The sequence below is a fragment of the Actinomycetaceae bacterium MB13-C1-2 genome, assembly GCA_035621235.1.
GTDB lineage: Bacteria > Actinomycetota > Actinomycetes > Actinomycetales > Actinomycetaceae > Scrofimicrobium.
Map to the genome: position 1 here is coordinate 1862315 of CP141731.1, position 26448 is coordinate 1888762.

Annotated in this window: 24 protein-coding genes; 15 read left to right on the forward strand and 9 right to left on the reverse strand. The window is 57.0% G+C overall.

The features are described from left to right. Positions 1 to 52: 52 nt before the first annotated feature. On the reverse strand, positions 53 to 244 hold the full coding sequence (rpmB, locus tag U6G28_08115) for a 50S ribosomal protein L28 (protein ID WRS29486.1): 192 nt from the start codon (positions 242 to 244) through the stop codon (positions 53 to 55). Between the two features lie 284 nt (positions 245 to 528). Here rpmB and U6G28_08120 point away from each other — a divergent pair, with 284 nt between their 5' ends. The 8 genes from U6G28_08120 to U6G28_08155 all read left to right on the forward strand — a co-directional run bounded on the left by U6G28_08120 (position 529) and on the right by U6G28_08155 (position 7596). After that, positions 529 to 2751 (forward strand): ATP-dependent DNA helicase RecG, encoded by a 2223-nt coding sequence (locus tag U6G28_08120; protein WRS29487.1) that lies wholly within the window; start codon positions 529 to 531, stop codon positions 2749 to 2751. Beyond that, positions 2748 to 3314: a 16S rRNA (guanine(966)-N(2))-methyltransferase RsmD gene (gene rsmD / locus U6G28_08125; protein ID WRS29488.1), complete on the forward strand. Its 567-nt coding sequence runs from the start codon at positions 2748 to 2750 to the stop codon at positions 3312 to 3314. Before U6G28_08120 ends, rsmD begins: the two co-directional genes overlap by 4 nt. A gap of 9 nt (positions 3315 to 3323) precedes the next feature. Continuing rightward, positions 3324 to 3836 carry a pantetheine-phosphate adenylyltransferase gene (gene coaD, locus U6G28_08130; GenBank protein ID WRS29489.1) on the forward strand — a complete coding sequence of 171 codons (513 nt, stop codon included), beginning with the start codon at positions 3324 to 3326 and terminating at the stop codon, positions 3834 to 3836. 25 nt (positions 3837 to 3861) lie between these two features. Beyond that, a complete protein-coding gene (locus tag U6G28_08135) occupies positions 3862 to 4659 on the forward strand; it encodes a hypothetical protein (GenBank protein WRS29490.1) in 798 nt (265 codons plus the stop codon). Positions 4660 to 4700: 41 nt separating this feature from the next. After that, positions 4701 to 5285, forward strand: a complete 585-nt coding sequence (locus tag U6G28_08140) for a YceD family protein (protein ID WRS29491.1) — start codon at positions 4701 to 4703, stop codon at positions 5283 to 5285. After that, entirely contained in the window at positions 5285 to 6031 is a 747-nt protein-coding gene (gene rnc / locus U6G28_08145; GenBank protein ID WRS29492.1) for a ribonuclease III, read from the forward strand. The genes U6G28_08140 and rnc overlap by 1 nt, the downstream gene beginning before the upstream one ends. Next, entirely contained in the window at positions 6024 to 6902 is an 879-nt protein-coding gene (mutM, locus tag U6G28_08150; GenBank protein ID WRS29493.1) for a bifunctional DNA-formamidopyrimidine glycosylase/DNA-(apurinic or apyrimidinic site) lyase, read from the forward strand. The genes rnc and mutM overlap by 8 nt, the downstream gene beginning before the upstream one ends. Before the next feature lie 67 nt (positions 6903 to 6969). After that, on the forward strand, positions 6970 to 7596 hold the full coding sequence (locus U6G28_08155; GenBank protein WRS31220.1) for a response regulator transcription factor: 627 nt from the start codon (positions 6970 to 6972) through the stop codon (positions 7594 to 7596). A gap of 346 nt (positions 7597 to 7942) precedes the next feature. Here U6G28_08155 and U6G28_08160 read toward each other — a convergent pair whose 3' ends face one another. From U6G28_08160 to U6G28_08180, 5 genes are all read right to left on the reverse strand, one after another. After that, positions 7943 to 9217, reverse strand: a complete 1275-nt coding sequence (locus U6G28_08160) for a histidine kinase (GenBank protein ID WRS29494.1) — start codon at positions 9215 to 9217, stop codon at positions 7943 to 7945. Next, the gene (gene cydC, locus U6G28_08165; protein ID WRS29495.1) at positions 9214 to 10983 is read right to left on the reverse strand and encodes a thiol reductant ABC exporter subunit CydC; all 1770 of its coding nucleotides are present in this window, start codon (positions 10981 to 10983) and stop codon (positions 9214 to 9216) included. The genes U6G28_08160 and cydC overlap by 4 nt, the downstream gene beginning before the upstream one ends. Continuing rightward, complete coding sequence (gene cydD, locus U6G28_08170) at positions 10980 to 12791, reverse strand: thiol reductant ABC exporter subunit CydD (protein WRS29496.1); 1812 nt, start codon at positions 12789 to 12791, stop codon at positions 10980 to 10982. Before cydD ends, cydC begins: the two co-directional genes overlap by 4 nt. 366 nt (positions 12792 to 13157) lie before the next feature. Continuing rightward, entirely contained in the window at positions 13158 to 14315 is a 1158-nt protein-coding gene (gene cydB, locus U6G28_08175; GenBank protein ID WRS31221.1) for a cytochrome d ubiquinol oxidase subunit II, read from the reverse strand. Between the two features lie 18 nt (positions 14316 to 14333). Continuing rightward, positions 14334 to 15893, reverse strand: coding sequence for a cytochrome ubiquinol oxidase subunit I (locus tag U6G28_08180; GenBank protein WRS29497.1), 1560 nt, complete (start codon positions 15891 to 15893; stop codon positions 14334 to 14336). A 436-nt stretch (positions 15894 to 16329) separates the two neighbouring features. Here U6G28_08180 and U6G28_08185 point away from each other — a divergent pair, with 436 nt between their 5' ends. From U6G28_08185 to rsfS, 6 genes are all read left to right on the forward strand, one after another. Next, positions 16330 to 18741 carry an Rne/Rng family ribonuclease gene (locus U6G28_08185; protein ID WRS29498.1) on the forward strand — a complete coding sequence of 804 codons (2412 nt, stop codon included), beginning with the start codon at positions 16330 to 16332 and terminating at the stop codon, positions 18739 to 18741. 230 nt (positions 18742 to 18971) lie between these two features. Further along, entirely contained in the window at positions 18972 to 19283 is a 312-nt protein-coding gene (gene rplU, locus U6G28_08190; protein WRS29499.1) for a 50S ribosomal protein L21, read from the forward strand. A 30-nt stretch (positions 19284 to 19313) separates the two neighbouring features. After that, entirely contained in the window at positions 19314 to 19565 is a 252-nt protein-coding gene (gene rpmA / locus U6G28_08195) for a 50S ribosomal protein L27 (GenBank protein ID WRS29500.1), read from the forward strand. Positions 19566 to 19672: 107 nt separating this feature from the next. Next, complete coding sequence (gene obgE, locus U6G28_08200; protein WRS29501.1) at positions 19673 to 21214, forward strand: GTPase ObgE; 1542 nt, start codon at positions 19673 to 19675, stop codon at positions 21212 to 21214. A 5-nt stretch (positions 21215 to 21219) separates the two neighbouring features. Further along, positions 21220 to 21837 (forward strand): nicotinate-nucleotide adenylyltransferase, encoded by a 618-nt coding sequence (gene nadD / locus U6G28_08205; protein ID WRS31222.1) that lies wholly within the window; start codon positions 21220 to 21222, stop codon positions 21835 to 21837. Continuing rightward, positions 21834 to 22202 carry a ribosome silencing factor gene (rsfS, locus tag U6G28_08210; GenBank protein WRS29502.1) on the forward strand — a complete coding sequence of 123 codons (369 nt, stop codon included), beginning with the start codon at positions 21834 to 21836 and terminating at the stop codon, positions 22200 to 22202. Before nadD ends, rsfS begins: the two co-directional genes overlap by 4 nt. A gap of 127 nt (positions 22203 to 22329) precedes the next feature. Here the strand turns inward: rsfS and U6G28_08215 are convergent, their stop codons facing one another. From U6G28_08215 to U6G28_08225, 3 genes are all read right to left on the reverse strand, one after another. After that, the gene (locus U6G28_08215) at positions 22330 to 23073 is read right to left on the reverse strand and encodes an amino acid ABC transporter ATP-binding protein (protein WRS29503.1); all 744 of its coding nucleotides are present in this window, start codon (positions 23071 to 23073) and stop codon (positions 22330 to 22332) included. Further along, positions 23070 to 23936 (reverse strand): amino acid ABC transporter permease, encoded by an 867-nt coding sequence (locus U6G28_08220; GenBank protein ID WRS29504.1) that lies wholly within the window; start codon positions 23934 to 23936, stop codon positions 23070 to 23072. Before U6G28_08220 ends, U6G28_08215 begins: the two co-directional genes overlap by 4 nt. A gap of 128 nt (positions 23937 to 24064) precedes the next feature. Then, entirely contained in the window at positions 24065 to 24988 is a 924-nt protein-coding gene (locus U6G28_08225; GenBank protein WRS29505.1) for a transporter substrate-binding domain-containing protein, read from the reverse strand. A 261-nt stretch (positions 24989 to 25249) separates the two neighbouring features. On the opposite strand from U6G28_08225, the gene U6G28_08230 reads away from it, so the two are divergent. Continuing rightward, positions 25250 to 26107, forward strand: coding sequence for an SAM-dependent chlorinase/fluorinase (locus U6G28_08230; protein WRS29506.1), 858 nt, complete (start codon positions 25250 to 25252; stop codon positions 26105 to 26107). The last annotated feature ends 341 nt before the right edge of the window (positions 26108 to 26448 follow it).

Consider the following 26448-nt stretch of genomic DNA (forward strand, 5'->3'; position numbering starts at 1 on the left):
TCCCAGTTTGCAACTGAGGTGAGGGGTTCAACTCAAATAATGAAGCGATGCGCTAAACAGCCTTCTCGAAGCGCTCGCTCTTGATGCAGTTGGTGCAAGCGTTGAGTCGCTTGGTCTCGCCGTTAACCTTGGCGCGGACGCGCTGGATGTTCGGGTTAAAGCGACGGTTGGTGCGCACGTGCGAGTGCGAAACAGACTTGCCGAACTGCGGGGTCTTGCCGCAGATGTCGCAGACTGAGGCCACGGGGTCCTCCTAGAAGATTGTCAGTACCGCCTCCGCTGGGGCATCCGACCTTGAGAAACCAAGGAACGCTGAGCAGAAGCAACCTAGAAAGAGTATCGGAGTGAGCCCCGCAGTTTCAACGCTAGAGGCTCTCTGGGGATGTCGAGTCTCCCACACTTCCTGCCGTATCCGGCATTTCGGGCCGCCGGGCGGGGCGTTGAGGGGGTCGAGAGGCCCAGGTGTCGGTCACAGGTGAGAGACTAAACGATAGTAACTGCGGGGACTGATTACCAGGGGGTGACTCGGTGGATGTTGATATTCCGCTAGCGCTCCGCTTGCCAAAGGCTGCTGCAAAGAAACTTGCCGATGGTGGGTTCGAGACGGTGGGCGATCTGTTGAACTATGCTCCCGTCCGTTATTACCAGTGGGGGAAACTCACTGACATCTCGTCATTGGTAGTTGGAGAACACGCGACGATACTGGCGCAGGTGGTAAGTGCGTCGATTGTTCAAAATCGCTCGGGTAAAGGCGTTCGCTTCCTGGTTCAAGTAACGGATGGTGGGGCTTGTCTCACCTGTACGTTCTTCGCTAAGAATGCCTATATGTTGAGCCATCACCAGCGCTTACTACGCCCGGGTGCCGTTGTTCTCGTTGCGGGAAAGGTAGGGGAGTACCAAGGGAACTTGCAGATGGTTCAGCCGGAGTTCGAGGAGATTGAGGAGGGGTCGGCGGTAGACGCAGCCCGCCGAGCCGGTCGTCCCATTCCGATCTACCGAGCCGTCTCGGGCCTCCCTTCTTGGAAGATCGCCTCGCTGATCGATGCTCTATTGACATCCGACGAGGGAGAGATCGCAGAGGAGGTCGTGCCGGAGAACGTCCGTGCAATCCACGCGCTCTTTACGCACGACAAAGCGATACGAATGTTGCACCAACCGCTTTCTTCCCTCGACTGGGAAACGGCGCAGCGCTCACTTGCGTGGGAGGAGGCGCTGGTCCTGCAAACCGCTCTGCTCGGGTCCAGAACGGGCGCGGTTCTCCAAGCCGATCAGACATCGAGAGCGGCATCCAGTAGCGGTTTTGGAAGTCGATCGGCCCCAGTCTTGAGTCGGGATTCTGAACGCTCCGAAGACGGGGCAGGGGATCCGGTTATTGAGCTTGTTCGCAGCCTTCCCTTTGAACTTACTTCTGCTCAGCGCCAGGCTTGGGGTCGGATTGAAGATGATATCGCGAAGCCAGAACCCATGCAGCGACTGCTTCAGGGAGACGTGGGGTCGGGGAAGACAATTGTCGCTCTACTAGCGATGTTACAAGCGGTGCAGTCCGGCTATCAGGCCGCGATGCTTGCCCCTACGGAGGTGCTTGCCAGGCAACACTGGTACTCACTCACCAACATGCTTGATCAGGCCGAAGTGCGAGTTCCGGTACATCTGCTCACCTCAAAGCGCGCCTTTGCCGAGAAGAACCAGGTGCTTGCAGCCCTCGCATCGGGAGAACCTTCGATAGTGGTGGGCACGCATGCACTACTTCAAGAGGACGTAGAACTCCCCACTCTGGGCCTGGTTGTGGTTGATGAGCAGCACCGCTTTGGGGTTGCGCAACGCGAGCAGCTCAGGTACGGACGCGCCCTGGTTCCTCATCTGTTGGTCATGACGGCTACGCCGATTCCTAGGACAATTGCGATGACCGTTTTCGGAGATCTCGACGTAACGGCAATGTCCGAGCTCCCTTTTGGGCGCAAACCGGTAGAGACCTTCTTGGTTGATGAGCGCAACACGGTATGGATGGACCGAATGTGGCAGCGGGCTAGGGAGGAAATCGATCGTGGCGGTCGGGTCTACGTGGTGTGCCCCCGGATTGAAGGGGACGAGTCTGAGATCGGCGATCAGGAGTTGGGTGCGACCGGCTCCGGTGGACGGTCATTGCCAGCAGCAATGGAGGTGGTCGAGGAACTGCGTAGTAAATCGACCTTTAGTGGGATAAATATCGGCATTGCGCACGGACGTGCTAAACCTGAGGACAACGCCGCGGCCTTTACTGCCTTTGCTGACGGCAGTGCCCCGCTTCTGGTGGCAACCACTGTGGTCGAAGTGGGTCTTGACGTTCCCGAAGCGACGATGATGGTCATTCTGGACGGAACCAGGTTTGGGCTTTCCCAGCTTCACCAGCTTCGCGGTCGAGTTGGTAGATCGGACACACCCTCGCTATGCATGATTACCTATCCTGGCGAGATTTCCGATACCAGTGCGGAGAGGCTTGACGCGATTTCGAAGACGAATGATGGCTTCGCCCTCGCAGAGGTAGACCTTCGCCTTCGCAAAGAAGGAAATGTACTGGGCAAGAATCAGTCGGGTCGAGTCTCGGGACTGCAGTTCCTCTCTGTTCGCAGGGATGCTTCAGTGATCTCGGCTGCTCGCGAAACCGCGAGAGAAATCCTGACTGAGGACCCTACCCTTGAAAAGCACCCTGATCTTGCCAAGGCCGCGCGCAAGAGGGCGGGGGACGAGTTGGTCTGGATGGAGAGCTCATGACGCGGGTGATTGCTGGAACCGCCAAGGGACAACGTCTCGTTGTTCCCGACATGGGAACAAGGCCCACCTCTGATCGGATCCGAGAATCGATCTTCGCGCGGCTCGATAGTTGGAACGCCGTTGCCAACGCCGAGACGCTAGATCTTTTTGCCGGTTCAGGCGCCCTCGCGATTGAGTCGCTTTCGCGCGGCGCTTCACGCGCGACGCTAGTTGACTCGTCCGCCAAGGCCATCAAATCCGTGAACCAAAATCTCGCATCAACAGGATTAAGCGGGCGAGCGTCTGTGACCAGACAAAGGGCGCTGGCGTTCCTTCAGCGTGGAGCAGACGGCACTCTCTATGAACTCATTTTTGTCGATCCTCCCTATGCGATGTCAGAGACCGAACTATCGGCGCACCTAGAGCTGCTGTCCCAAATGGTGACTAACGACGCCACAATCGTCATCGAGCGGGCAGCCAGGTCGCCTGAACCTGTGATCCCGACGGAGTGGGAAATGCTTAGTAGCCGTAAGTGGGGCGATACGGCGGCGTGGTTCGCCGCCCCAATCGCTCATGAAAAGTAGGATGAACTTATGACATTGGCACTGATTCCCGGATCATTCGACCCGGTGACTAACGGCCACATCGACCTCGTCTCTCGGGCAGGGAGAATGTTCGACGAGGTCGTTGTTGCGGTTGGTGTGAATGCAACCAAGCAGGCGTGGCTGGCCCCGGGGAAACGGATTCAGCTTATCGAAGCCGCACTGGCGGAGCAGTGCCCAAAATCCGACGTACGAGTTACGAGTTTTGACGGGTTGCTAGCCGACTTCGCGGAGGAGCTCGCGGCGACGGCAATAGTAAAGGGAGTTCGTGGGGTAGTTGACCTGGACTCCGAGACCATACAATCGGAAGTCAACCGCGACCTGTGCGGAGTCGAGACGTTATTGCTTCCGGCGCGCCCGGGTCTGGCAGCCGTCTCTTCATCTCTGGTACGGGAACTGTTCGCCGCGGGCGGTGACGTTAGCAAGTACGTTCCGCGGGCGGTCTGGTCCTTCCTCCAGTCCATAACCCCCAAGAAACCAAAACCTGCCGGATTTGGTTCATAACCGACATGAAGCCATAGGAGTCCAAATGCCTCAGCAATTTGACGACGAGTTGTTCAGCACCGATGCGGACAGCCTTGAGGTTCCCGGGCCGGAGGCGCCGACCGGACCTATTGAGACTACCGAGCTAGAGGCGGAAGAAATCTTCTCTGCAGAGCCTGAAGAGACGCCCTATGGACCTTCTGCGGTGATTGCGGCACTTGATCAGATCGAGGTCCTGGTTGACCGAGCACGAGCCGTGCCGCTCTCAGCCAACGTTGTCCTCAACAAGGCTGAGGTTCTCGATTTGGTCGACCAGGCACGCGAGGCTCTTCCCGAGGACCTGGTGGCTGCAGATGCGGTTGTGGCCGATGCTGAGGCAGTTCTGGTCCGCGCAGATACTGCCGCTGACGCGGCGGTGAGCGAGGCGAACCTCAAGGCAGGAACCATCCTTGAAGAGGCGCGTGAAAGAGCCGACTCGATCATGAGAGAGGCGCGCGGCGAAGCGGAACGCACTATTGCTCGCGCTACCGAGGACGCGGCACACACTCAGACTAAGGCACGGAAAGAAGCAGAGGACCTCATGGCCGATGCGCGTGCGCAGGCGGAGCGCTTGGTTGCCTCAGACGCAGTTACTGAAATGGCAAACCAGCGTGCTCACGAGCTAATGGCCAATACTCAGAAGGAAGCCCTCAAGCTTCGTGCGGGTGCAGACGACTATGTCGCAGGAACACTAAACAAAACCTCTGAACTGCTTGCGGACCTGCTCCGTCGCACCGAAGCAGGAGTTCGCGCCGTTGCTGAACGACAGGGAACGGCCACCGACATAGATATCGAAGAGCGGTAGGCTGTTTGGCTGTAGTCGCTTCGATAGTGGATGGAGTAGCGGTGGAAGTAAAGGGATTGCGTCTCTCCCTCAGAGATCAGCCAGTGGAACCCGGTGCCCGTGAGGAAGCCAGTTTTGACTGGACTGTCCCGAAGGGATGGGAGACCGAGGTGCTACGCCTGGAACCCGGAACTATCGTCCCGCTCGACGTAACAGTCACCACGATCGACGGAGGCGTGGTCGTTGAGGCTGCCGGCGCGGTAACCCTGATGGGAGAATGCGTCAGGTGCCTTGACCCCATTGAAGTTCATCAGGAGTTCAACGCCAGCGAAGTGTTCGTCTACGAGGACAAGCGCGGCCAGCGAGAGAGATCCTCTGATGAAATTGAAAGCGAAGGGGACGACATGGACTCCACTCTGCTCATCGAACGGGACAGCGTGGATCTTGAGCCGCTTCTTCGCGACGCTATTCTTGCTGAAGCTCCGCTCCAACCAGTTTGTAGCGATGACTGCCTCGGCATCTGTGTCCACTGCGGCATTCTTCTTCGGGATGCGCCCCCGGACCACAAACACGAGTTCCTCGATCCGCGCTTTGCCGCGCTGGAAGGTTTCTTCGATAGCCTGCCTGAAGGGGAGCCTCAAGAGTAATGTCCCGAAAGACTCGAGCCGGCGCGGACAATCCTGATGTAGCTGAACTGCAGGACAAATGGGGTGTAGTGCTTGACCCGGAACTGTTGATTCTTGCCCTAACCCACCGTTCGTTTGCAAACGAGATGGGGGGACTTCCAAACAACGAAAGACTTGAATTCCTCGGCGATTCGGTCCTTGGCTTGGTGGTGACGGAAGAGCTGTACGCAACCCATCCGCAGGTTCCCGAGAGTCAACTGGCGAAACTTCGTTCGGCTGTTGTTTCGCAGAGGCCACTTGCGCAGGTCGCGCGCGAGCTGGATCTCGGATCCTATATTCTGCTTGGGGTAGGTGAACACAAGACGGGTGGTCGAGAGAAGGACTCTATCCTCTCGGACACGCTTGAAGCCCTCATCGGAGCAACTTACATTACCAGCGGGCTTGAACCGACTCGTTCTGTGCTTTTACACCACCTGAGGGGCGTCCTAGAGGCCGCGGATGAACCCGAGTCGGTAATGGACTGGAAAACGCCGCTCAGGGAATTTGCCCTGGCAAACAGGATGGGCGAGGTCTCTTTTGATGTTAGGGGAGAGGGGCCAGATCACGACCGGCACTTCTACGCAACCGTGCTGGCTGGGGAGCAGCCGCTCGGGACAGGGGATGGACCATCGCGGAAAGAGGCTGAGAACGACTCGGCAAAGCACGCGTACCTCGCATTGACCGACGGACACGTTCCGGACGGTAGACCAATAGGTAACAATGCCTGAGCTGCCGGAAGTCGAGACCATTCGCCGGGGCTTGGATAAGCATCTGTCGGGAAAACAGATCGTTTCTGTCGAAGGCGCGGGTGGACGTCTGGTGCGAAATAACCCCGGAGGCATGATGCAACTTCGGGACTCGCTCACTGGTGCACAGATCGAATCGGTGGAACGCCGTGGCAAGTTCATGTGGATGCTCTTGGACGGCGCCGCCGAATCTAGTCTGGTTATTCACCTTGGAATGTCCGGTCAGGTTCGTACCGCGACTCACCCTCCAGCGGAACTTGATCGACACGAACACGTTCGACTGACGTTCTCTGACGGGATGGCGGCACGCTTCGTCGACCCGCGAATGTTTGGTCACCTTACGCTCTCCGAACTGGTTCAGGATCAGTATGGGCGCCGAATTCCTGAGATCACCGGGCATATCGCGCCAGATCTACTGGAGTTGCGTGACCGAAGTAGCCTTCTTGAACTTGCTGAGCGCATGCACACCCGAAACCGCGCCATCAAAACGATGCTCCTAGACCAGGGGCTGGTTTCCGGTGTTGGGAACATCTACGCGGACGAGGGACTATTCCGCGCGGGAGTTCAGGGGCGATCAACCGGTGCGTCACTGAGCATTCAGCAACTGAGTTCTCTTCTCGAGAGAACGCGTGAAGTAATGACCCAGGCCGTGGCGGCGGGAGGAACCTCGTTCGACACGCTCTATGTGGACGCCGATGGGAACCCTGGCTACTTTGAACGCGAACTCAAAGTCTATGGACGCGAAGACCAGGAATGCTTGGTCTGTGGCGGTCCGATAGCCCGGGAAACCATTGGTGGTCGGTCCCACTTCCACTGCGCGACGTGTCAGCGTGTGGTGGTTTCCAAGACTTAGGACCTTCCTCCCTTATGATGAAATGGTGCAGAACATGGTGAACAGTGAACGGCCACCCGTACGAGTCATGATCGTTGACGATCATGAGATTGTCCGCAGGGGCATAGCTGAAATTGTCGACCGCGACTCTAGATTTGACGTTGTTGCCGAGGCAGGGACTGTTGAGGACGCGGTGCGCCGCGCGAATCTGGTCAACCCGGACGTAGTCCTCGTTGACCTTCAACTCCCTGACGGTACGGGTATCGATGTTATGCAGGCGCTTCATGAGACTGTCCCGGAAACAAAGGCGATCGTCCTTACTACCTTTGATGACGATGATGCTCTGACTGCAGCTCTTGAGGCGGGGGCCAAAGCATACGTCCTGAAGACCATTCGTGGTGCAGAGATAAACGACGTGATCCAAGCTGTGGCAGATGGTCGCGTCCTTCTCGATGAGCGCACCGTGACGCGTCACCGGGCCGATTCGGATGATCCCTCGATGGATCTAACGCCGTCAGAACGTCGCGTACTAAACCTGATTGGTGACGGCCTATCGAATCGTGAGATTGGCGAGCATCTAGGAATCGCCGAAAAAACGGTCAAAAACCATATCACCTCGTTGCTTGCGAAAATGGGCCTTCAACGGCGGACACAGGTGGCAGCCTGGGTGGCAGCACAAAGATCAGCTCCGTGGCGTAGCGGAGCACAAAAGTAGTGATTTAGCGACTGCGCCGGTCGAATGTCCTGCGTCGCAACTTCACCCGTATCTCATGCACCGAACCGGCGCCTCTCGGCGGCGCCCTCGCTTAACTTATTGCCTCCGGTTCAACTCGGCTTGTTTGCCTTGCCTTGCGTCGACTATGCGCGCGAATTGCTGCACGCAATTTAGGAAACGAATTTGCGACGCAGGAGACTAGGTTGTGTCTTCTATATCCCAGCTTGCTGTGGTGACCGGGAAATCAGCGTTTGCTACGTTGTCATTGTCGGCTTTGCAACCAGCAAAGCCTGCTCTTCCGCCTTGCAACCACGAATTTCTCGGGCATCCTCGCCCGAGCACAGATTCAGGAAACACACCCTAGCTCAGGCCGGCGCGCCAAACCAGTGAAGTACCCCTGCCGCGGGGGCCCGCGCCCCATCGCAAATGAGCCTCCGTGGATTCTTGCCCGGCGTTGCATGTTCGCCAGACCCGACTGTCTCGTTACGGTGGGATCCACGCCTTTGCCGTCGTCCACCACGGTAACCACGACTTCTCCAGATAGTCCGCTTCCATGTATTGCCACGCTGACGCTCACGGAGTTGGCCCGAGCGTGCTTGGCGACATTCGCCAGAGCTTCCCGCACCACAGCGACCACATCATCTGAGACATTGGCGGCAGTCGCATTCGCACGTACTGTCAGGTTTTCTTCTACGCGACTATTAGGCGAAGGCTGTCCCTGGGAGGAGGAGAGAGTGATGTTCTCTTCATCAACTTCGATGATCAAAGTCGGTGCGAAGCCGAGGTGTCCGCGCGCAGAAGACGCTTCGCGGCGAAGCATATCAACAAGACCGGCGGATTCCTCGGCTTCCTTTAGCTGATAAACGATGGAACGGATCTGACCAACTGACGAATCGAGGGAGTCAAGGGCCTGTGTGATCCCGTTGTTGAGTTCGCTATAGCTGGCGCCCTCATTTATCCTTCGCTGCACTTCGCGTAGCTTCATGCCTGTGGCAAACAATCCTTGGATTGCCAGATCGTGCAGATCTCTGCCGATACGTGATCGTTCCTCGACCAGTTCGATCTCGCTCAGTGCTTGCCGAGAAACAACCAGGTCATTCGCCAGAGCCGCCTGCATCGCAAAAGCCGAAGCAGGAACTGACTGGGCGAGTTGAAAACTATCCCTGTCATGGGAACGCACCAGGACAAGAACTCCGTCCAGGCTTTGGGGCGCCATAACAGGAACCAGCATTAGTGAGCCGGAGATTCCCAGGTTAGTGGCCCATGCAGGTCTAGGCTGGTCGCGCTTGATGACCACTCCTGTGCCGCCACGAAGCAGTTCCAGACTTGGATCGGGGATCTCAAACGCTAATCCGACGGCTTGGTTCACTTTGATTAGTGGATCCTGCCTGCTACGAGAAAAGGCCTCTTCACAGAGCATTACGCCGCCGACGGATCTAAGAAAGATCAGGGCCGCATCCGCATCCGCCGCGTTACAGGACAGATCGAGGAGTTGATTCAACATGTCCTCGGGGTCATCTGCCGAAAGAATTTCTTCGGAGAATCTGCGAAAGCTTTCGACCCACCGCAGAGAATCCTCAAGTGAGAGGAGTCCCTCGCTAGGAGAAGTGCGGTCGGTCATTCTTGCTCCATTGCCCATCGGTATCCAGAGTCACCCGCCAGCAACTCCTCGTGCGAGTTAGCAATGCGAGCGATCGCGGGTCCGCCGTCTCCGGGAACCAACTGCACTATCCGAGTAGCCTTCTCAAGTCCCGAGAGTCTGTGTGTGACGACGACTAGCCCTCGTTCACTGCCTGAACCTTCGAATAGGGAACTCATGATCTGGTCTGCTGTCTGGCCGTCCAAATGTTCGCCCGGTTCGTCAAGTAGAAGGATTCGGGCAGGTGAAGCCAGTGCGCGCGCCAGGAGCAACCGTCGTCGTTCGCCTCCGGATATCGTTGTTGCTCCCACACCCAGTAGCGTATCCAGACCCTTCGGTAGCCCCGCAAACCATTCACCAAGGCCAACCTGGCCGAGAAGAACCCCGGCCTCGTCACGCGAGAGATCGGCGCTGGCCACCCTGAGATTCTCGTAGACGGTCGTTGCGAAAACATGAGAGTCTTCGGTGGTAAGCGAAACCAGGTGTGTCACCTCGTTGCGGTCACCGTTCCAGAGCGGCACGCCGTTCAGATCAGCGGTTCCGCCGCGAGGGGCAAGCATTCCGGCAAGGGTGTAAAGAAGGGTTGTCTTGCCAACTCCCGACGGCCCAACGATCGCTGTGACGGTGCCCGGCGCTATCTCAAGATTGATATTGGTTACTGCTACTTCACGCCCAGGCCACCCGACCTCCAGGTCTTGGGCAACCATCTCGACGCGTGGGGGAGTCGAATCGAATCCGGGAATCTGGTGTGCCTGCTGACTGATTTTGTCATCTGGACCCAGAAGAGCCATGATGCGCTCCGCCGCCCTGGCTGATTTGATTAGCTGAACGGAGGCGGGTCCCAGATCCGCGGTTCCTTCGAAAGCCGCAAGAGGCGTGAGGGCTAGAACTGCTAGGGCGACGGCCGCAACCAGACCAGCATTGGTCTCGGGGATCGACACGATTAGAACCCCGACAACGGTTAGTCCCATAGCCAGACGATCGAGTGCGCTGGCCAGTGCTGCCGGGCGTGCAGCCTTGGCACGTGCGGTGTTCAGGTCGGCCGAAGCTGTGTCGACATCGGCTTCGGCCTGGTCCAAGTTCCCACTGACAACCAACTCGTCCGCTGACTCCAGAATAGTCATGGCGACAACGGAGAGATCGGTCTTCGAGCTCTGTTCCAGAGCTTCGGCTTCTCGCGCCGATCTCGCAGTAAGTAGTGGTGCCACGATCCCGGAAACGACCAGGCCGAGGGCAATAACGATGGCCGCAGGAACTGAGAGAAAAGCGAACCCGATGACGGTTCCAACTCCGACGATTGCGGTTACGGCAAAAGGAAGCATTGACTTCACGACATAGTCGCCCACGGCATCAATGTCACTGCCGATTCTGCTGAGAAGGTCGCCTCGCTGTAATTTTGCGACCTGGTCGACCGGCGCCTCTGCCAGGGCGTCGTAAACGCCTAGGCGCAGGGAGTCCATTCCATCCAGCGCGACCTGGTGACTTGCTAGCCGCTGCAGATAGCGCAGTAGGGCTCGAAGCACCCCAAACATACGAACTGACGTTGCTGCAACGGTCAGATATAGCACGGGAGGCATCTGCGACGCCCGGGCGATAAGCCACGCGGAAACGGCGGCTAGACCAATGGCAGAGCCGAGTCCGGCAACTCCGTAGAACAGTGCAAGAGCGAAGTCCGCCTTCCTGATCTTGAGCATTCGGACGGCGCGGTCAAGAGCCGCACGCTCAGGAGCGGTAAGTATCCATTTCACTTGGGAACCTCCTCCTGCTCCTCGAAGAGTTTCATGCCCTGGACGTCGTCCTCTGGCAGATAGGAAGAATCTAGGAAGCCGGGAAGCTCACCGCTCAAATCTTCGAGATCGTAGTCGTCGAGTAGTTGCGGGTACAGCTTCATTTCCGCCTCCGTCGCGGGATGCGACTCCACGTGCAGCACCGCGTCACTTGCGCGGAGGACTGCCTGCCGGTGCGCTATGACCACTATTGTCGTCCCTCGACTGCGCAGTTCCTTTAGCACCTCAACGATTTGTTCCTCGTTCATTGCGTCCAGGTGCGCAGTTGGCTCGTCTAGAACCAAGAGTGTGGGGACATTTACTAGGACTCGAGTTAGTGCCAGTCGTTGTCTTTGGCCCACAGAGAGCCCAACGCCGCCAAGCCCGATTTCTGTGTTCCATCCCTGGGGGAGGGAATCAACTACGGCATCGAAACCGGTGGCACGTGCAGCACGGCCGAGTGCGGAGTTGACTTCGGACGCGGTGCTAGGAAGAACGTTGCTGAGAACCGTACCCGGCGAAATAGTGGGATGTTGGGGTATCCACGAAATTCCCTGATACCAAGAGTGGGGAGAGAAGTCCTCCACGGGTACCAGTTCCCCTGCCGCACTTTCAGCGCGGATCATTCCACGAGTGGCTGGCTCAAGACCAAGCAACACCTGGACGGTTGTCGACTTACCCCCACCTGAAACACCGGCAAGAGCCGTGATCCGTCCCGGCGCGATCGTTCCGTTGAGATCATAAGGAGCCCATGCCCCCCGACTGGCCACAGAGAGACCCTCGATGCGAATAGGGCTCGTTCCTGCCCCGGCCGCTTCTACTGTGCCTGACTCTCGCTCTGGCGTCTCGAGGATCGTGAAGCATTGCTCCGCCGCAGCAACGCCGTTGGTTGAGGCATGGAACTGGGCTCCAACTTGGCGAAGAGGTTCGAATACCTCCGGGGCGAGCATTATTATCACCAGCCCTACAAAAAGGCTCAGTTGTCCGGAGACCATCCTCATTCCGACCTGGACGGCAACGAGAGCAACGGACAGGGTCGCCAGAAACTCAAGAACTCCGCCCGAGAGAAATGCGACGCGGAGCGTCTGCATAGTCGTCTTGGTGTTCTGCTTGCTTAGGCGAACTAGATGCTCGCGCGGTCCCTTCTCGCGTCCCAGCGCTCGAAGAGTAGGAAGTCCGGTCAGAAGGTCGAGAAGCTGAGCTCCGAGCCGCTCCATTGCGAGCAACTTCTTGGAGGAAAAGCCAACGGTCATTTTACCGATAAGCACCATGAAGATCGGGATCAGCGGAATCGTGAGCAGAGCTATCAGTGCCGACCAAAAATCGAGGAACAGGATGGTCACCAGGGCGAGGGGAGTGGCCGTCATAACCAGGAGCAGCTGGGGCAGAAACTTCACAAAGTACGGGTCGAGATCGTCAAGGCCGCGGGTGACTAAGGTAGCGTTTTCGGCGGCATTGCGGGCCCGCCACCGGGGACCCAAGCGTGCGCTCTTGGCGAGTACTTGGGCCCGTAGTTCTGCAATAGTCTGGTCTGCTGCGCGGTGCGCACCAGCCTCGCGCAGATACACAAGCAGGGCGCGAACGGCCACGACTGCTGCCAGACCAAGGACGGTGGGCATAACCTCGGCCAGTGGTTTGCTACTTGTGACCACGGGCGAGAGGGAAGCGGAGACTAGGAATGCCTGAGCGATTACCAGCGCGGCGGTTAGCAGTCCGAGTACCGCAATCTGAGCGATGTATCGTCGGGCCGATCTCGCATACTTGAGCAGGCGCGGATCGAGTGGTTTCATACGGACTATTGTCCCAGATTTTTGCCGGGAGATTGCCGCGGAAGTACTTCTTTCATCCCTCATACGAATCTCTGATCACATCGGAGACAACCCAGGGATGCTTTGCGAGTCGTTTTCCTACCGGATAGAGAGGACGATGCCGAAAACCAGGGTCTCAATGACGAATACCTCGCTGAGACCCCGGATTTCGGTCCTAATCGACCACAACTCCGACGAGGACCACTCGAATGGTCGCCGGGATCGACTGCCGAGACCCGGGGGGGGGGGGTCCTCATCGACCGGTTGTGGGGATGGAGCAAAAGGGGTGGCCCGCCAAACTTGGCGGGCCACCCGATTTCTGATCTGAAGTCTACTGATTTAGATCAGTTACATGGGGTTCTTTCCGGTAAGGAAGTTTGCCTTCGGACGAATCCAGTCCGGAAGGATACCCGGGTTGGCGTCGATGGAATCGACCGATACACGCTTGCGGAACACCCAGTAGGACCAGATGGTGTAGACCAGAACAATCGGTACCAATAGCACGGCAACAACTGTCATGACGATCAACGTCGGCTCGGTCGAGGATGCCCAACTAATCGGAAGAGAGTATGCCGGGTCGATGGAAGAGACCATGACATTCGGGAACATCGTGGTGAAGACCCAGGCAACCGCTCCGGCGATGCCGACTGACGAGAAGATGAATGCCATACCTTCTCTTTGAACCTTGGGCTGTGCATAGACCGCGGCTAGAACCAGTGCAACGGCTGCGATAACCAGCGGGATCCAACCCCAAGCGTTGGGCGAGTATGCCAACTGGCCCCAGAGTACCCAGATCGCTGCGAGCGCAACTGTAACCACTGAGGCAACAGCCCCAACCTTCACTGAGCGTTCACGAACCTCTCCCTCGGTCTTTAGTGCCAGGAACTGAGCTCCGTGAGCCATGCAGACGGCTAGCACGGTGATACCGCCGAGCAGTGTGAATGGCGTGAACAGTGAGAAGAAGCCACCGGTCAGGTTGAAAGCAATGTTTCCGTTAGCCATTGCCGCCGGTACATCGGCCGGTGCGATGGTGGTCATGACCAGCGAACCATCGACGACCGTAGGCGCCTGAGCCTCGATCTTCATTCCCTGAACGAAGTTAGAGAATGCCACGCCGAGGATCAGCGGAACCCCGTATGCGGCCACGATGTGGACCCAGTCCCAGGTGTCGCGCCATCTTTGACTCTTCAACTTCGAGCGCCACTCGATGGCGGTAATCCTCACGATGAGCAGAACCAGCATCAGGAACAGTGCCAAGTACATTCCAGAGAACATCGTGGCGTACCAGAGCGGGAAGGCCGCGAACATTGCGCCGCCTGCGGTTAGCAGCCAGACCTCATTGCCATCCCAGTGAGGGCCGATAGTGCGAACAGCGACTGAGCGCTCATCCGGGGTCTTGCCGACAACTCGGATAAGCATTCCGACGCCGAAGTCAAAGCCTTCAAGGACCAGATAGACGGTCCAAAGTAGGGCGATAAGGATGAACCAAATAATGCTTAGAGCCATCATTTCTCTCGTCCCCTATCAGTATCCGAAGCTCAGCGCCTGGGCGCTGTCTTCTTCATTTGCGTTGGAATCATCGGGACCCTGTTGGTCACCATCGATTCCCTCTAAAACATACCTTCGCATCAGCCAAACCCAGATCACTCCTAGAACCGCATATAGAACGGTGAACAGAATCAGGGTTATCAGCGTCTGTGCGGCTGGAACCGAAGTGGAGATTCCCATCTCCGTCATCTGGAAGACGGACGCACCAGGATCGCCGTTTTGCATCGCCATCAAGTTTGGAGAAACCACCCACGGTTGACGGCCCATTTCCGTAAATATCCATCCGAATGAAGCCCCGATGAACAGCACCGGGATCGAGATGATTCCAAACCTTCCGAGTCCGCGACTGGTGGGGATTCGTCCACCGCGCATCGCCCAAAGACCCCAAATCGCCAATAGTGCCGCGAATGCAGCTGTCCCGATCATCAGACGGAATGACCAGAAAGTCGGCATTGCAGGGGGGCGGAAGTCGTACTGCGCAGCGTCTCCATACTTTGCGACGAAGTTCGGGTCGGCGTTGAGCAGTTCAACCAACTGTTGTTGAGCTCCCTGCACACCCATTTCTTCCGAGGTGAACGAGTTCGAGGCCATGAGTGAGGCGACCCCAGGGACCGTAATAATGCGCATTGGTCCGCCATCGCCGTCGAGAGGACACTCCCCGAAAGCCGCAACGGTAAACGCCGCCCCTTCGGTATCAACGCATATAGCCTCAGCAGTTGCCATCTTCATTGGTTGGAGTTCGACCATCTCTTGACCTTGGAAGTGACCGGTACCGGCTGTAAGTACCCCGCCGACAACCACGATTCCAAGTCCGAAGGCAGTGATAGGACGCCAAACCTGTCGCGCTTCTTTGACGCCAGCTTCGCCGCCATCACGAGCCGAGCGTGTCATCCACCAGATGGAGATCCCGGCGATAAACGTGCCGGTGATCAGCCAGGCCGAAGAGATGACGTGAGTGAAAGTCCAGAGAAGAACCGGGTTGGTGAGGAGAGCTCCGAAGCCCCCGACTCCATCGAGCTCAGCTCGGCCCGTCGCCGGGTTGAACACCGCACCGACCGGATGCTGCATCCACGAGTTGGCGGTGAGGATCCATAGCGCCGAAAGCGTGGTGCCAATCGCGACCAGCCATATCGTTGCGAGGTGAAGCTTCTTGGAGATGCGTCCCCAACCGAAAATCCACAGGCCGAGGAACGTAGATTCAAGGAAGAACGCCAGCAGCGCTTCAACTGCCAGTGGTGCACCGAAGATGTCACCGACATAGCGTGAGTATTCTGACCAGTTCATTCCGAACTGGAACTCTTGCACGATGCCGGTTGCAACACCCAGTGCGAAGTTAATTAGCAGTAGTTTCCCGAAGAACCTGGTGGCCTTTAGCCATGTCTCGTTCCCTGTTTTATGCCAAATGGTCTGCATGATGGCGACTGCCAGAGAAAGACCGATGGTAAGAGGGACCAGGATAAAGTGGTAAACGGTGGTGACACCAAACTGCCACCGTCCCAGCACTACGGGATCCAGCGCCGTAGACAAAATGTCCATGCGATGACCCTTTCAAAACTGTGTTAGTCGGATACTCGGCGGGATAGGTCTTCCTTCCCACTCACAAGCAAGAATGTACCGTATCGCGCGGATAGCTATGCACATCTCGGATGTGAAGTCTAGATGTTAAGTCCTAATTCGACTCCCCGTGTCGCAGCTCGTTGTCGCTGTCCGTGGCGGGGACCTCACGGATACTTTCACTCGGTGCGCTAGAATCTTCAGCAGGGCGCCGAGCCACACCACTCGGAGCACATCCTGTTCCCGATTCTTGGAACAGATCTAGAAGTGTCTAGATCTACCGAGAATCGAGCGGGACAGGAAGACGTGCAAAGCCCGCAGAATTTGCGCCTCAAAGTGCGTTGCACTGGGGCGATATGTGAGAACTTGAGAAGGCTCATCGTCCCGGTGTGGGGAGGATGAACCCCATTGGAGAATCTTGAATATTGAAGACAAGGCGCCCGAGGAAGCCAAGTCGGCACCGGCGGCAGCACTGTTGTTCCAAGCCCCTGAGTTCACCGCGCCGGTGTTTCAGGCACCCCCTCCCACGAAACAGGAAGAGGCGAAACCCGATAGATCGGGTGAACGAGATCGAAAAAATAGTCAGGAAACGGGGCGTAGGAATGGCGCGTCGAACCCGTCCGAGGACGCTGATTTAAGCAACAAGGATTCTGCGAATAAGGATTCGGGCGCACGTAGCGGTAAGAATCAGCAGAAGTCGAAGCGGACCAAGAAGGACTCGCCGAAGGGTGAAGAGGGCAAACAAGACCCGGCTTCGGATAAGGGCCAACAGAAGTCCAAAGGCGGCAAGAAGAAGCAGGAAAAGGACGCCCCAGCGGACGACTCTGCCAAAGTCGAAGCCGGAGATGTTGACACAGACACAACTAGCTCCACCGAGTCAGCCGAATCAGGGGAGGAGTCTGGCACATCGACACGCAGACGTAGGCGAAGGTCTCGAAGCACTGATAGCGATTCTCAAATCGAGAGTGCCGAAGCCGATCAGGTAAAGGGACTTAAGGGTTCAACGCGGCTTGAAGCAAAGAGAATGAGGCGGCGCGAGGGCAGGCGAGAGAGCCGTCGTCGACAGTCGATAACCGAGTCTGAGTTCCTTGCGCGTCGTGAGGCAGTTGACCGGGAGATGGTTGTTCGCCACCGTGATGGCGCCGACCAGATCGCCGTACTTGAGGACGGCATTTTGGTCGAGCACTTTGTCGCTCGCAGGACCGCCCAGTCAATAGTTGGAAATAGCTACCTTGGTCGTGTACAAAACGTGTTGCCCTCTATGGAAGCCGCATTCGTGGACATCGGTCGGGGCCGCAACGCCGTTCTCTATGCCGGAGAGGTGAACTGGGATGCACTCGGTATGGAGGGCAAACCCCGGAGGATAGAGACGGCCCTCTCCCCGGGAGACACCGTAATGGTGCAGGTAACCAAGGACCCCATAGGCCACAAGGGCGCAAGGCTCACGAGTCAGATCACGCTTGCTGGTCGCTACTTGGTGTTTGTCCCGGGCTCGTCAATGCTCGGAATCTCCCGCAAGCTTCCCGATGTCGAAAGGAATCGACTCAAGAAGCTCCTGAAAGAGATCGTTCCTGAGGGAGCCGGCGTGATCGTACGCACGGCGGCGGAGGGAGCGAGCGAAGAACAACTTCGCGATGACGTCGAACGACTCACCAAACAGTGGGCGTCCATCGAGAAGAAGGCCGAGAACACCAAGAAGGCGCCGGTCCTGCTTCGAGGTGAGCCGGAACTGGTAGTTCGAGTGGTTCGCGACCTCTTTAACGAAGACTTCAGCAAGTTGATCGTTCAGGGGGACGAGACCTGGAACAAGGTCCACGAGTACGTCAGCGAGTTGTCACCGGAACTGACCGATCGCCTTGAGCACTGGATCGGCAAGGACGACGTCTTCGAGGCGAAGAAGGTCAGCCAGCAACTTGCGAAGGCAATGGATCGCAAGGTTTGGCTTCCTTCGGGCGGCACCCTGATCATTGAGCGAACAGAAGCGCTGACGGTGGTGGACGTGAACACCGGCAAGTTCGTTGGTTCGGGCGGCACCCTTGAAGAGACCGTCACGCGAAACAATCTTGAAGCGGCCGAAGAGATCGTTCGCCAGCTACGCCTGCGAGACATCGGCGGCATCGTCATCATCGACTTTGTCGACATGGTGCTCGAATCTAACCGAGAACTGGTGCTTCGACGTCTGGTCGAGTGTCTTGGACGTGATCGAACTCGTCATCAGGTCACTGAGATCACCTCACTCGGGTTGGTTCAGATGACACGGAAGCGGGTTGGGGAGGGCCTGGTTGAGGCGTTCTCTACCACCTGCGATGAATGCGAAGGCAGAGGCTTTATCGTCCACGACCATCCGGTAGAACTAGGCGGGTCACAGAACGGCCACGGGAAGTCTTCACGCAGGGCGGACAGTAGCGACGTCAGGGATGAACGGAAGCCGCGCGGACGCCAGGCAGAAGCCGATTCGAGTCCAGCGGTTACTGAGAGCCATGTGGGCGAGGAGAAAGTTCGTACTGCCCTCAGCGCGATTGCCGCCGCTACGAGGCCCGGCGAGACGGACGTAGATGCTGCCGATCCCGATCGAAGCAGGGACGAGCCCGCGGTCAGGGTCGAGGAACCACGGGCGGAGAAACCCGTTCCCGCGATTACGCTTCCGGAACCCTCAAACGAGCAACGGAGCCGTAAGGCGAAAAGCGGGACACGGCGGGTGGTCACGCGTGCGGCAGGCAGTCCTCCGGTCCGAACCGCGTCGGTTCCGTCTAAAGAAACAGACGTAGTTTCGGCCGAACAAAAGCACGAGTCCGCGCGCGAAGCAGTCCGAGCTCTATTCGAGGATTAGTCCCGTGAGATTCGCGGGAATATCGACAGCGGCCGTAACCTACGCCACACAGTGCCTAATCGCACAGGCCACAGGTGGGAGTAACGGGCCTGTCTCCTTGATTGAACAGGGCAAATTCCGTTAGATTTACTAGTCGGCGCAACCCGCGCCCAGGACTCAAGATTTCGGTCAGTAGCATTTGCCGAAGTTAGGGTTCCCAAAGATTTAAGACATGAGAAGCGAGCAGTAACGTGGTCTACGCAATCGTGAAGTCCGGTGGCCGTCAGGAAAAGGTCGCTGTGGGCGATAAGGTCGTCATGGACAGGTTGCCAAATGAGGTTGGCGAGACCGTCGAACTTGAGGCAGTTCTGGTTGGTGACGGCGAAAAGGTCACCACCGACGCTAAGAAGCTTGCTTCCACAAAGGTCTTGGCTGAAGTTATTGACGACGAGGCCAAGGGCCCGAAAATCAGCATCGTCAAGTACAAGAACAAGAGCGGCTACCGCAAGCGTCAGGGACACCGCCAGAAGCTCTCGGTCGTAAAGATCACCGAGATCGCCTGATTCGGTTACAACGCTTAAGGAGACATAGAGATGGCACATAAGAAGGGCCAGGGCACCTCACGTAACGGTCGCGACTCTAATGCACAGCGACTCGGAATCAAGCGTTTCGGTGGCCAAAAGGTAAATGCAGGCGAGATTCTGGTGCGTCAGCGAGGCACCAAGTACCACCCCGGCGTAAATGTTGGCCGAGGCAAGGATGACACCTTGTTCGCTCTAAAGAGCGGTGAGGTGGAGTTCGGTAACATCCGGGGCCGTCGCGCGGTTAGCGTGGTAGCGGACTAACAGCTTTATGGATATCTCCCGACTAATGCGGGAGAATCTGTTGGGGCACTCGCGTTGCGGGTGCCCCGATTCTATTATCGAAGCAGTCAACACAAGGAGATGCTCAGTTGGCAAGTTTTGTTGACCGCGTGAAGATTGACGTCAAAGCGGGAGACGGTGGAAACGGTTGCGTTTCAGTGCACCGAGAAAAGTTCAAGCCGCTTGGAGGTCCCGACGGCGGAGACGGTGGAAACGGTGGGTCCGTTATTGTCCGTGCCGAAACTCAGGAAACAACGCTCCTCACCTATCATCGACGTCCTCGTTATTCCGCAGAAAAGGGCACTCAGGGCGCCGGAGATTGGCGTCCTGGCAGGAAGGGGCAGGACCTGGTTCTTTTGGTTCCTGCCGGCACCGTGGTGAAGACTTCCTCCGGCGAGCTACTTGCTGACCTCATGTTGCCCGGTTCTGAGATTGTCGTGGCTCGTGGCGGTAAAGGTGGCCTTGGGAACTCATCTCTGGCCAGTAGGGCGCGGGTGGCCCCCGGATTCGCTCTGCTTGGAGAACCGGGTGAGGAAGATCAAATCGTCCTCGAACTCAAGTCGATCGCTGATGTCGCGCTTGTGGGATTCCCGTCATCGGGAAAGTCATCGTTAATTGCCGCGATGTCTAAGGCTCGTCCGAAGATCGCCGACTACCCATTCACCACTCTGATCCCAAACCTGGGTGTTGTTGAGGCCGGCGCGATTAGGTACACGATTGCCGATGTCCCGGGCCTGATTCCGGGTGCCTCCGAAGGAAAGGGACTAGGACTCGATTTCCTTCGCCATATTGAGCGCTGCGCAGTTATTGCGCACGTAATTGACTGCGCGAGTTTTGAGGTCGACCGGGATCCGGTTCGGGATCTAGATGCCATTGAGAAAGAACTCGATGAATATCAGGGAGATCTCGGGGAACTCGAAGGGTACGTTCCGCTCGCACAGCGCAAGCGAATTGTCATTTTGAACAAGATTGATATTCCAGATGGTCGAGAAATGGCCGACATGGTCCGCGCCGACCTTGAGGGGCGCGGTCTCGATGTCTTTGAGGTTTCCGCCGTCTCACACGAAGGGCTGAAAGAGCTCTCATTTGCGCTTGCACGGGTGGTGGAGGCTCAACGCGCTGCAACTTCACCGACCGAGGCTCCGCGCGAGATCATCAAACCTAGACCTGTGGGATCACCGCGAGAGGAAGTCTTAGTCAGCAAGATTCAGCACGCTGGCGAGACAATGTTCCAGATCCGTGGCAGAAAGCCGGAGCTCTGGGTCAAGCAGACAGACTTCAACAACGATGAAGCGGTTGGATACCTCGCGGACCGACTGAATGCTGCAGGGGTAGAGGACCAACTGGTGGCCGCTGGGGCATTGCCAGGAGATGCCGTGGTTATCGGAGCACTTGAAGGCGGTGTTGTCTTCGATTGGGAGCCGAGCATCGGAACGGGTGCTGAGCATCTTGGAAGTCGCGGACAGGACCTGCGTCTTGAGCAGTCACCTCGACCCAGTCGAAAAGAGCGCCGCGAAGCGTACCTGGACCAGATGGACGCGAAGGAAGCGGCGAGGGTGGAACTTCGTGAAGAAGGCGCCGCGGGACTGTGGACCGACCCGACCTGGGGTGACGATGAGGAAGACGAGTGAGTAGTATGAAGCGCCGCCGTATCGGCATCATGGGTGGCACATTCGACCCGATTCACCATGGGCACCTGGTCGCCGCCTCCGAAGTGATGTATGACTTCGACTTGGACGAGGTGATCTTTGTTCCAACTGCTACCCAGCCTTTCAAAGTTGGTCGTCAGACGGCCCCGGCCGAAGACCGCTACTTGATGACAGTTATCGCAACCGCATCGAACAATCGGTTCAACGTTTCCCGAGTTGATATTGAGCGCGGTGGCGTTACCTATACCTACGAGACGCTTCGTGATCTACGGCGCCAGTACCCCGACGCCGAATGGTTCTTCATTACGGGAGCTGATGCGCTCAAGGACATTTTTTCTTGGAAGAACGCGGACGAGGTACTGAGTGCGGCTCACTTCGTCGGAGTTTCTAGACCGGGCCACAAACTTGAGATCGACGGTCACGGTTCTGAAGACTCAGTTTCGCTTGTCGAGGTTCCCGCCATGGCCATCTCATCTACTGACGTTCGTGAGCGTGTAGCCAAGGGCGCTCCGATCTGGTATCTGGTTCCCGATGGTGTCGTGCAGTACATAAGCAAGCATCGGCTGTACCGTAGTGGTACGTCCAATGAAGAAGGAGACCAATGACCCGTTCGCCCGAATCAACTCAGATTCTGGAAGTTGCGACCGAAGCCGCCCTTGAGGCACTAGCAGAAGACCCAGTGGCAATCGACGTAACCGAACATCTCCCGTTTGCGGACGCGTTCCTTGTCCTTACCGCGGATAATCCGCGTCATTTGCGTGCGGTTCAGAACGCAGTGGCGGATAAGTTGCGAGATGAACTCGGCATCCACTCGGTCATCGAGGGCAGTGAAGAATCCGAGTGGGTACTCATTGACGGGGGAGACGTGCTGATACACGTGATGCTGCCAGAGGCCCGAGATTTTTATGCTCTTGAGAAGCTGTGGGGACACAGCCCCCGATTGCCCCTAGCGAAGTACACCACCACGTAGTAGTAGCGGGCCTGAAGCAATAAGCCGGGCACTCGTCGGTTGACCCTGGGTTGTCCCAGGCGCAAATGGTCGAATGGTCCGTGTTCGCGGCAGTACCACCCGAAACACGGGGAACTCATGCGCTGGATTAGCGGACGTTCTCAGGAAGCTTCGCTAAGAACTCCCTGGTTTCGGGGCGCATCGGGCTATCAAAGATTTGCTCCGGTGGACCGATCTCGATTAGTTCGCCCTCGTGCAAGAAGGCGACCCGGTCTGCGACCTGCCGGGCGAACCCCATTTCATGAGTTGCCATGACGATCGCCTGACCGGAGGCTTTGAGCTCACGTACCAAATCTAGGACTTCGCCCACAAGCATGGGGTCTAGTGCTGAGGTTACCTCGTCCAACAAAAGTAGTTCCGGATCGGTTGCGATCGCGCGAGCAATTGCAACGCGCTGTTGCTGGCCCCCAGAGAGGCGATCAGGGTAGGTTTGTGCCTTATCTGCCAGACCGATTCGTTCGAGGAGTTCCATTCCTCGCTTGTCGGCTTCGTCCTTGGGGATGTTCTTGACCTTCCGAAGTGCCAGAGTGACGTTGTCCAGAACGCTCATGTGAGGGAACAGATTGTAGTTCTGAAAGACCACTCCGATTCGACCACGAATCCGGTCGGCATCAATCGAAGGGTCAGTGATGTCCTCACCCGCAAGCAAGATCTGTCCGTCATCAACTCGCTCAAGTAGGTTCACGGTTTTAAGTAGTGTTGATTTACCGGATCCTGATGCTCCGATTAGTACGACTGCCTCGTGCTGGTCAACATCTAGGTTTACGCCTTTGAGGATATGGCTATCCCCGAACCACTTGTGCAAATTATCGACTGAGAGAACGGCTGTCATACCAAGCCTCCGACCTGCTCGCGCTTCTGTGTCCTAGCCGTGTACCAGTCCGTCAGCCGAATAAACGGCCAAGAAAATAGGATGAACAGGATTCCTGCGACAACGTATGGCGTCGAGTTGTAGGTGGTCGCCGCGGCAATCTGAGCGGCACGGATGGCATCGACTGCGCCGAGTACCGAGATCAACCCAACGTCCTTTTGCATCGAGACGAAATCATTCATCAAAGCGGGTGTGACCTTGCGAATCGCCTGGGGGAACACCACCATGCGCAGCGTCTGATAGTACGTCAGGCCAAGAGAGCGAGCAGCCATGCGTTGCGAGGGGTGTATCGCCTCAATTCCCGCGCGAAGAACCTCACTCACGTATGCCGAGTAACAGAGGATCAGCGCAATCGTTCCCCAGAAAGCCTCCGGCATTCGGGGGAGAATCTGTAATCCCGGGATGCCGTAGCCAACCAGATACAAAACCAAGATGACCGGAAGTCCGCGGAAGATATCCGTGTAGGCCGCGGCAAGCAGCCTGATTGGCGTAAAGACCGAGCCCTTGAGGGTCCGCGCTACTGCCAGCAATGAGCCGAAGATTGCGACACCGATAACGGCGAAAAACAGAACTCGAACGTTGAGCCACAATCCTTTCAATATCCTTGGGAAAAACTCGGCGCCGATTTCGAAATTGAAGAACTTTTCCTGAACCACTGCCCATCCAGGCGATCCCACGACCAGGAATCCCAGCACTGCCGCAAAGATCAGGGTTGAGACTATCGAGATAAGAATGGATCGTGTGTCCTGTTTCTTGCGGAATGTCCGGCGGTCCAGCTCCACTTGACTTGGAGTGGGTCGCACAGCCCTATCTTCACTCACCATCTATCTCTCACTGCCGGGGTTCTACCATCGCCAAACTAAGCGTAGATGAACCAGTCCAAAAACGCTGAGAGGCGGCCGACAACGGAACAGATCCGCGTCTGCCGCCTCTCAGCGGTTGAATACAGAATCTACTTTAGGACCGGTGCGCCGGCGCCCTCGGCGATCCATTTCTCTGCGAGCGCATCGAGTGTGCCGTCAGCACGGAGGGCGTCTACTGCGGCGGTTACCGGAGCGGTCAATCCGGAGTCTTTAGGAAGGAGGAAGGCAAACTCGTCTCCGTCTCCCTCTACGGGCTCAAACTGTCCCACAACCACGCCGTTGTCCAGCACCGCTGCTTGCAGATAGAGGACCGTTGGGAGGTCAGTAACGATTGCATCTATCTGTCCTGCCTGAAGGGCAGCAACCGCATCGTCATTCGAGTTGAACACACCAATTTCTTGATTGGGTGCGACTTTCTCTTCGATAACGGCGGCACCGTTCGAGCCGACAGCAACCCCGAACTTCACGTCTTTGAGATCGGCGAGTGTCTTAGCATCGGCTCCGGCGTTGCCCTCAAGACTGACGATAGCCTGAGTGGTCACATAGTACGGACTTGAGAAGTCAACGGCTTCCAAGCGTTCCTCAGAGATCGAGAACTGTTGGAGGTTTACGTCGAAGTCCTTGGGTCCGGGACTGATGACCGTATCGAAAGGCGTACGGATCCAAACCACGTTTTCACGTGCGAAGCCAAGCTGTTCCGCAACCGCATAGGCTACCGCCGCCTCAAGTCCCTCTCCGGAAGCGGGATCATCATTCTCAACCCAAGGGGAGAAAGCAGGCTCACCGGTAGCTACCGTGAATTTGCCGGGAACCACGGTTGGAAGTGCGTCAGCATCCGAGGTGTTTTCGGCCTCAACGGCCTGAATGTCCTCAGATTCCCCGGACTCTTCGGATGTGGAGCCGCTACTACCGTTGCTACATGCGGCCATGGACAGTGCGGCCACGGTAGCCATGGCTCCCACTCCCAGACGCTTGGCAAATGATTTTGTAGATCGTGTCAGTGAAATGGCCATGGGTCTCCTTAGATCTTCCTGGTCCGCGCCATGTCCAGTCCAGAACCCGATTGTCTGTGCTCGCCGTGCGAACTCAGCTACCGAGCTTCAGCGTTGCAGCACGAACTAGGCCAAAATACCAAACCCAGACGGGTCTTCGCCCTGGTATCCGACGAATGGATGGGAAGCTACACACCCTTGCTTCCTGCAGGTGGATGTTGCTTCCTGCGGACTAACCTGTGTTCTAGGCTTTGGACGAACAAATACGAGTTGGGAGTGTCAATGGATCGGTCGAAAGACGTTGTTGGTATCGTCGTTTTCCAGTCGGACTTCGGAACCCGCGACGGTGCGGTAGCCGCGATGAAAGGCGTCGCTTCCGGCGTTGATCTAGACCTCAAACTCTATGATCTGACTCATCAGATTCCGCCCTACACCATCTGGGATGGCGCATACCGCCTCTATCAGACCATCGAGTATTGGCCCCAAGGCACCGTATTTGTTTCCGTGGTTGATCCGGGGGTAGGTTCCTCGCGTAAATCCGTGGTCGCCAAGACAGGTAGCGGACACTATGTGGTGACGCCGGATAACGGCACTCTCACCCTTATCGCTGATCGCTATGGTGTCACCGAAATGCGTGAGATCGATGAGGCAGTGAATCGTCGGCAGGGCGGTCATAATCCCTATACGTTCCACGGCCGCGATGTCTACGCATTTACCGGCGCGAGGTTGGCCTCCGGAAAGATTTCATTCGAGGATGTGGGGAAGGTCATCCACGAGGCTCCGGTCTCATTGGATTTCCAGCGCGCCTCGGTTAGCGATGGAAAGCTGATCGGCACCATTCCTGCCCTCGACATTATGTTCGGGAACGTTTGGAGCGATATTGACCAAGAACTCGCATCGGGAATCGGGCTGCAACTTGGCGAGAGATATCGAGTCGAAATTTCTCGTGGCAATGAGCGGGTTTACTCCGAAATTCTGCCGTATGTAAACGTTTTTGCAGATGTCGCGGCAGGGGAGTCCCTGATCTACTTCAACTCTTTGAATATGCTCTCCGTAGCGACAAACCTTGGCGGCTTTGCTAGAGAAAACGACATCGCCTACGGAAACGACTGGACAATCTCGGTCGAACCAATCGTCTGAGCAGTTTGATTGCTATACGTACCCGCGCAGCTTCGGTCCTACATATTGGGAGCTCAGCCCCGTAACATGGCAGTTGAGAGCGAAGATTGAGAGTATCGCTCAGAAATACTTGTCCCCATCGTTAGCGGAGGTGTTTGGTATGCCTAACGATCCGGCCGCCCGAATAGAGGCACCGGTTGACAACTCCACGCCGGCGAGTGTAGGCGACCGACCCAGCAAGATCTCACTGAAAGTTCAACTTCTTCAAGTTCTTGTCTCAATTGTTCTCGGGGCACTCACCCCCTTAGTGGTCGCTACAATAACTGGCCAAGACATGACGGCTGCAGGATTTCTCACACAAT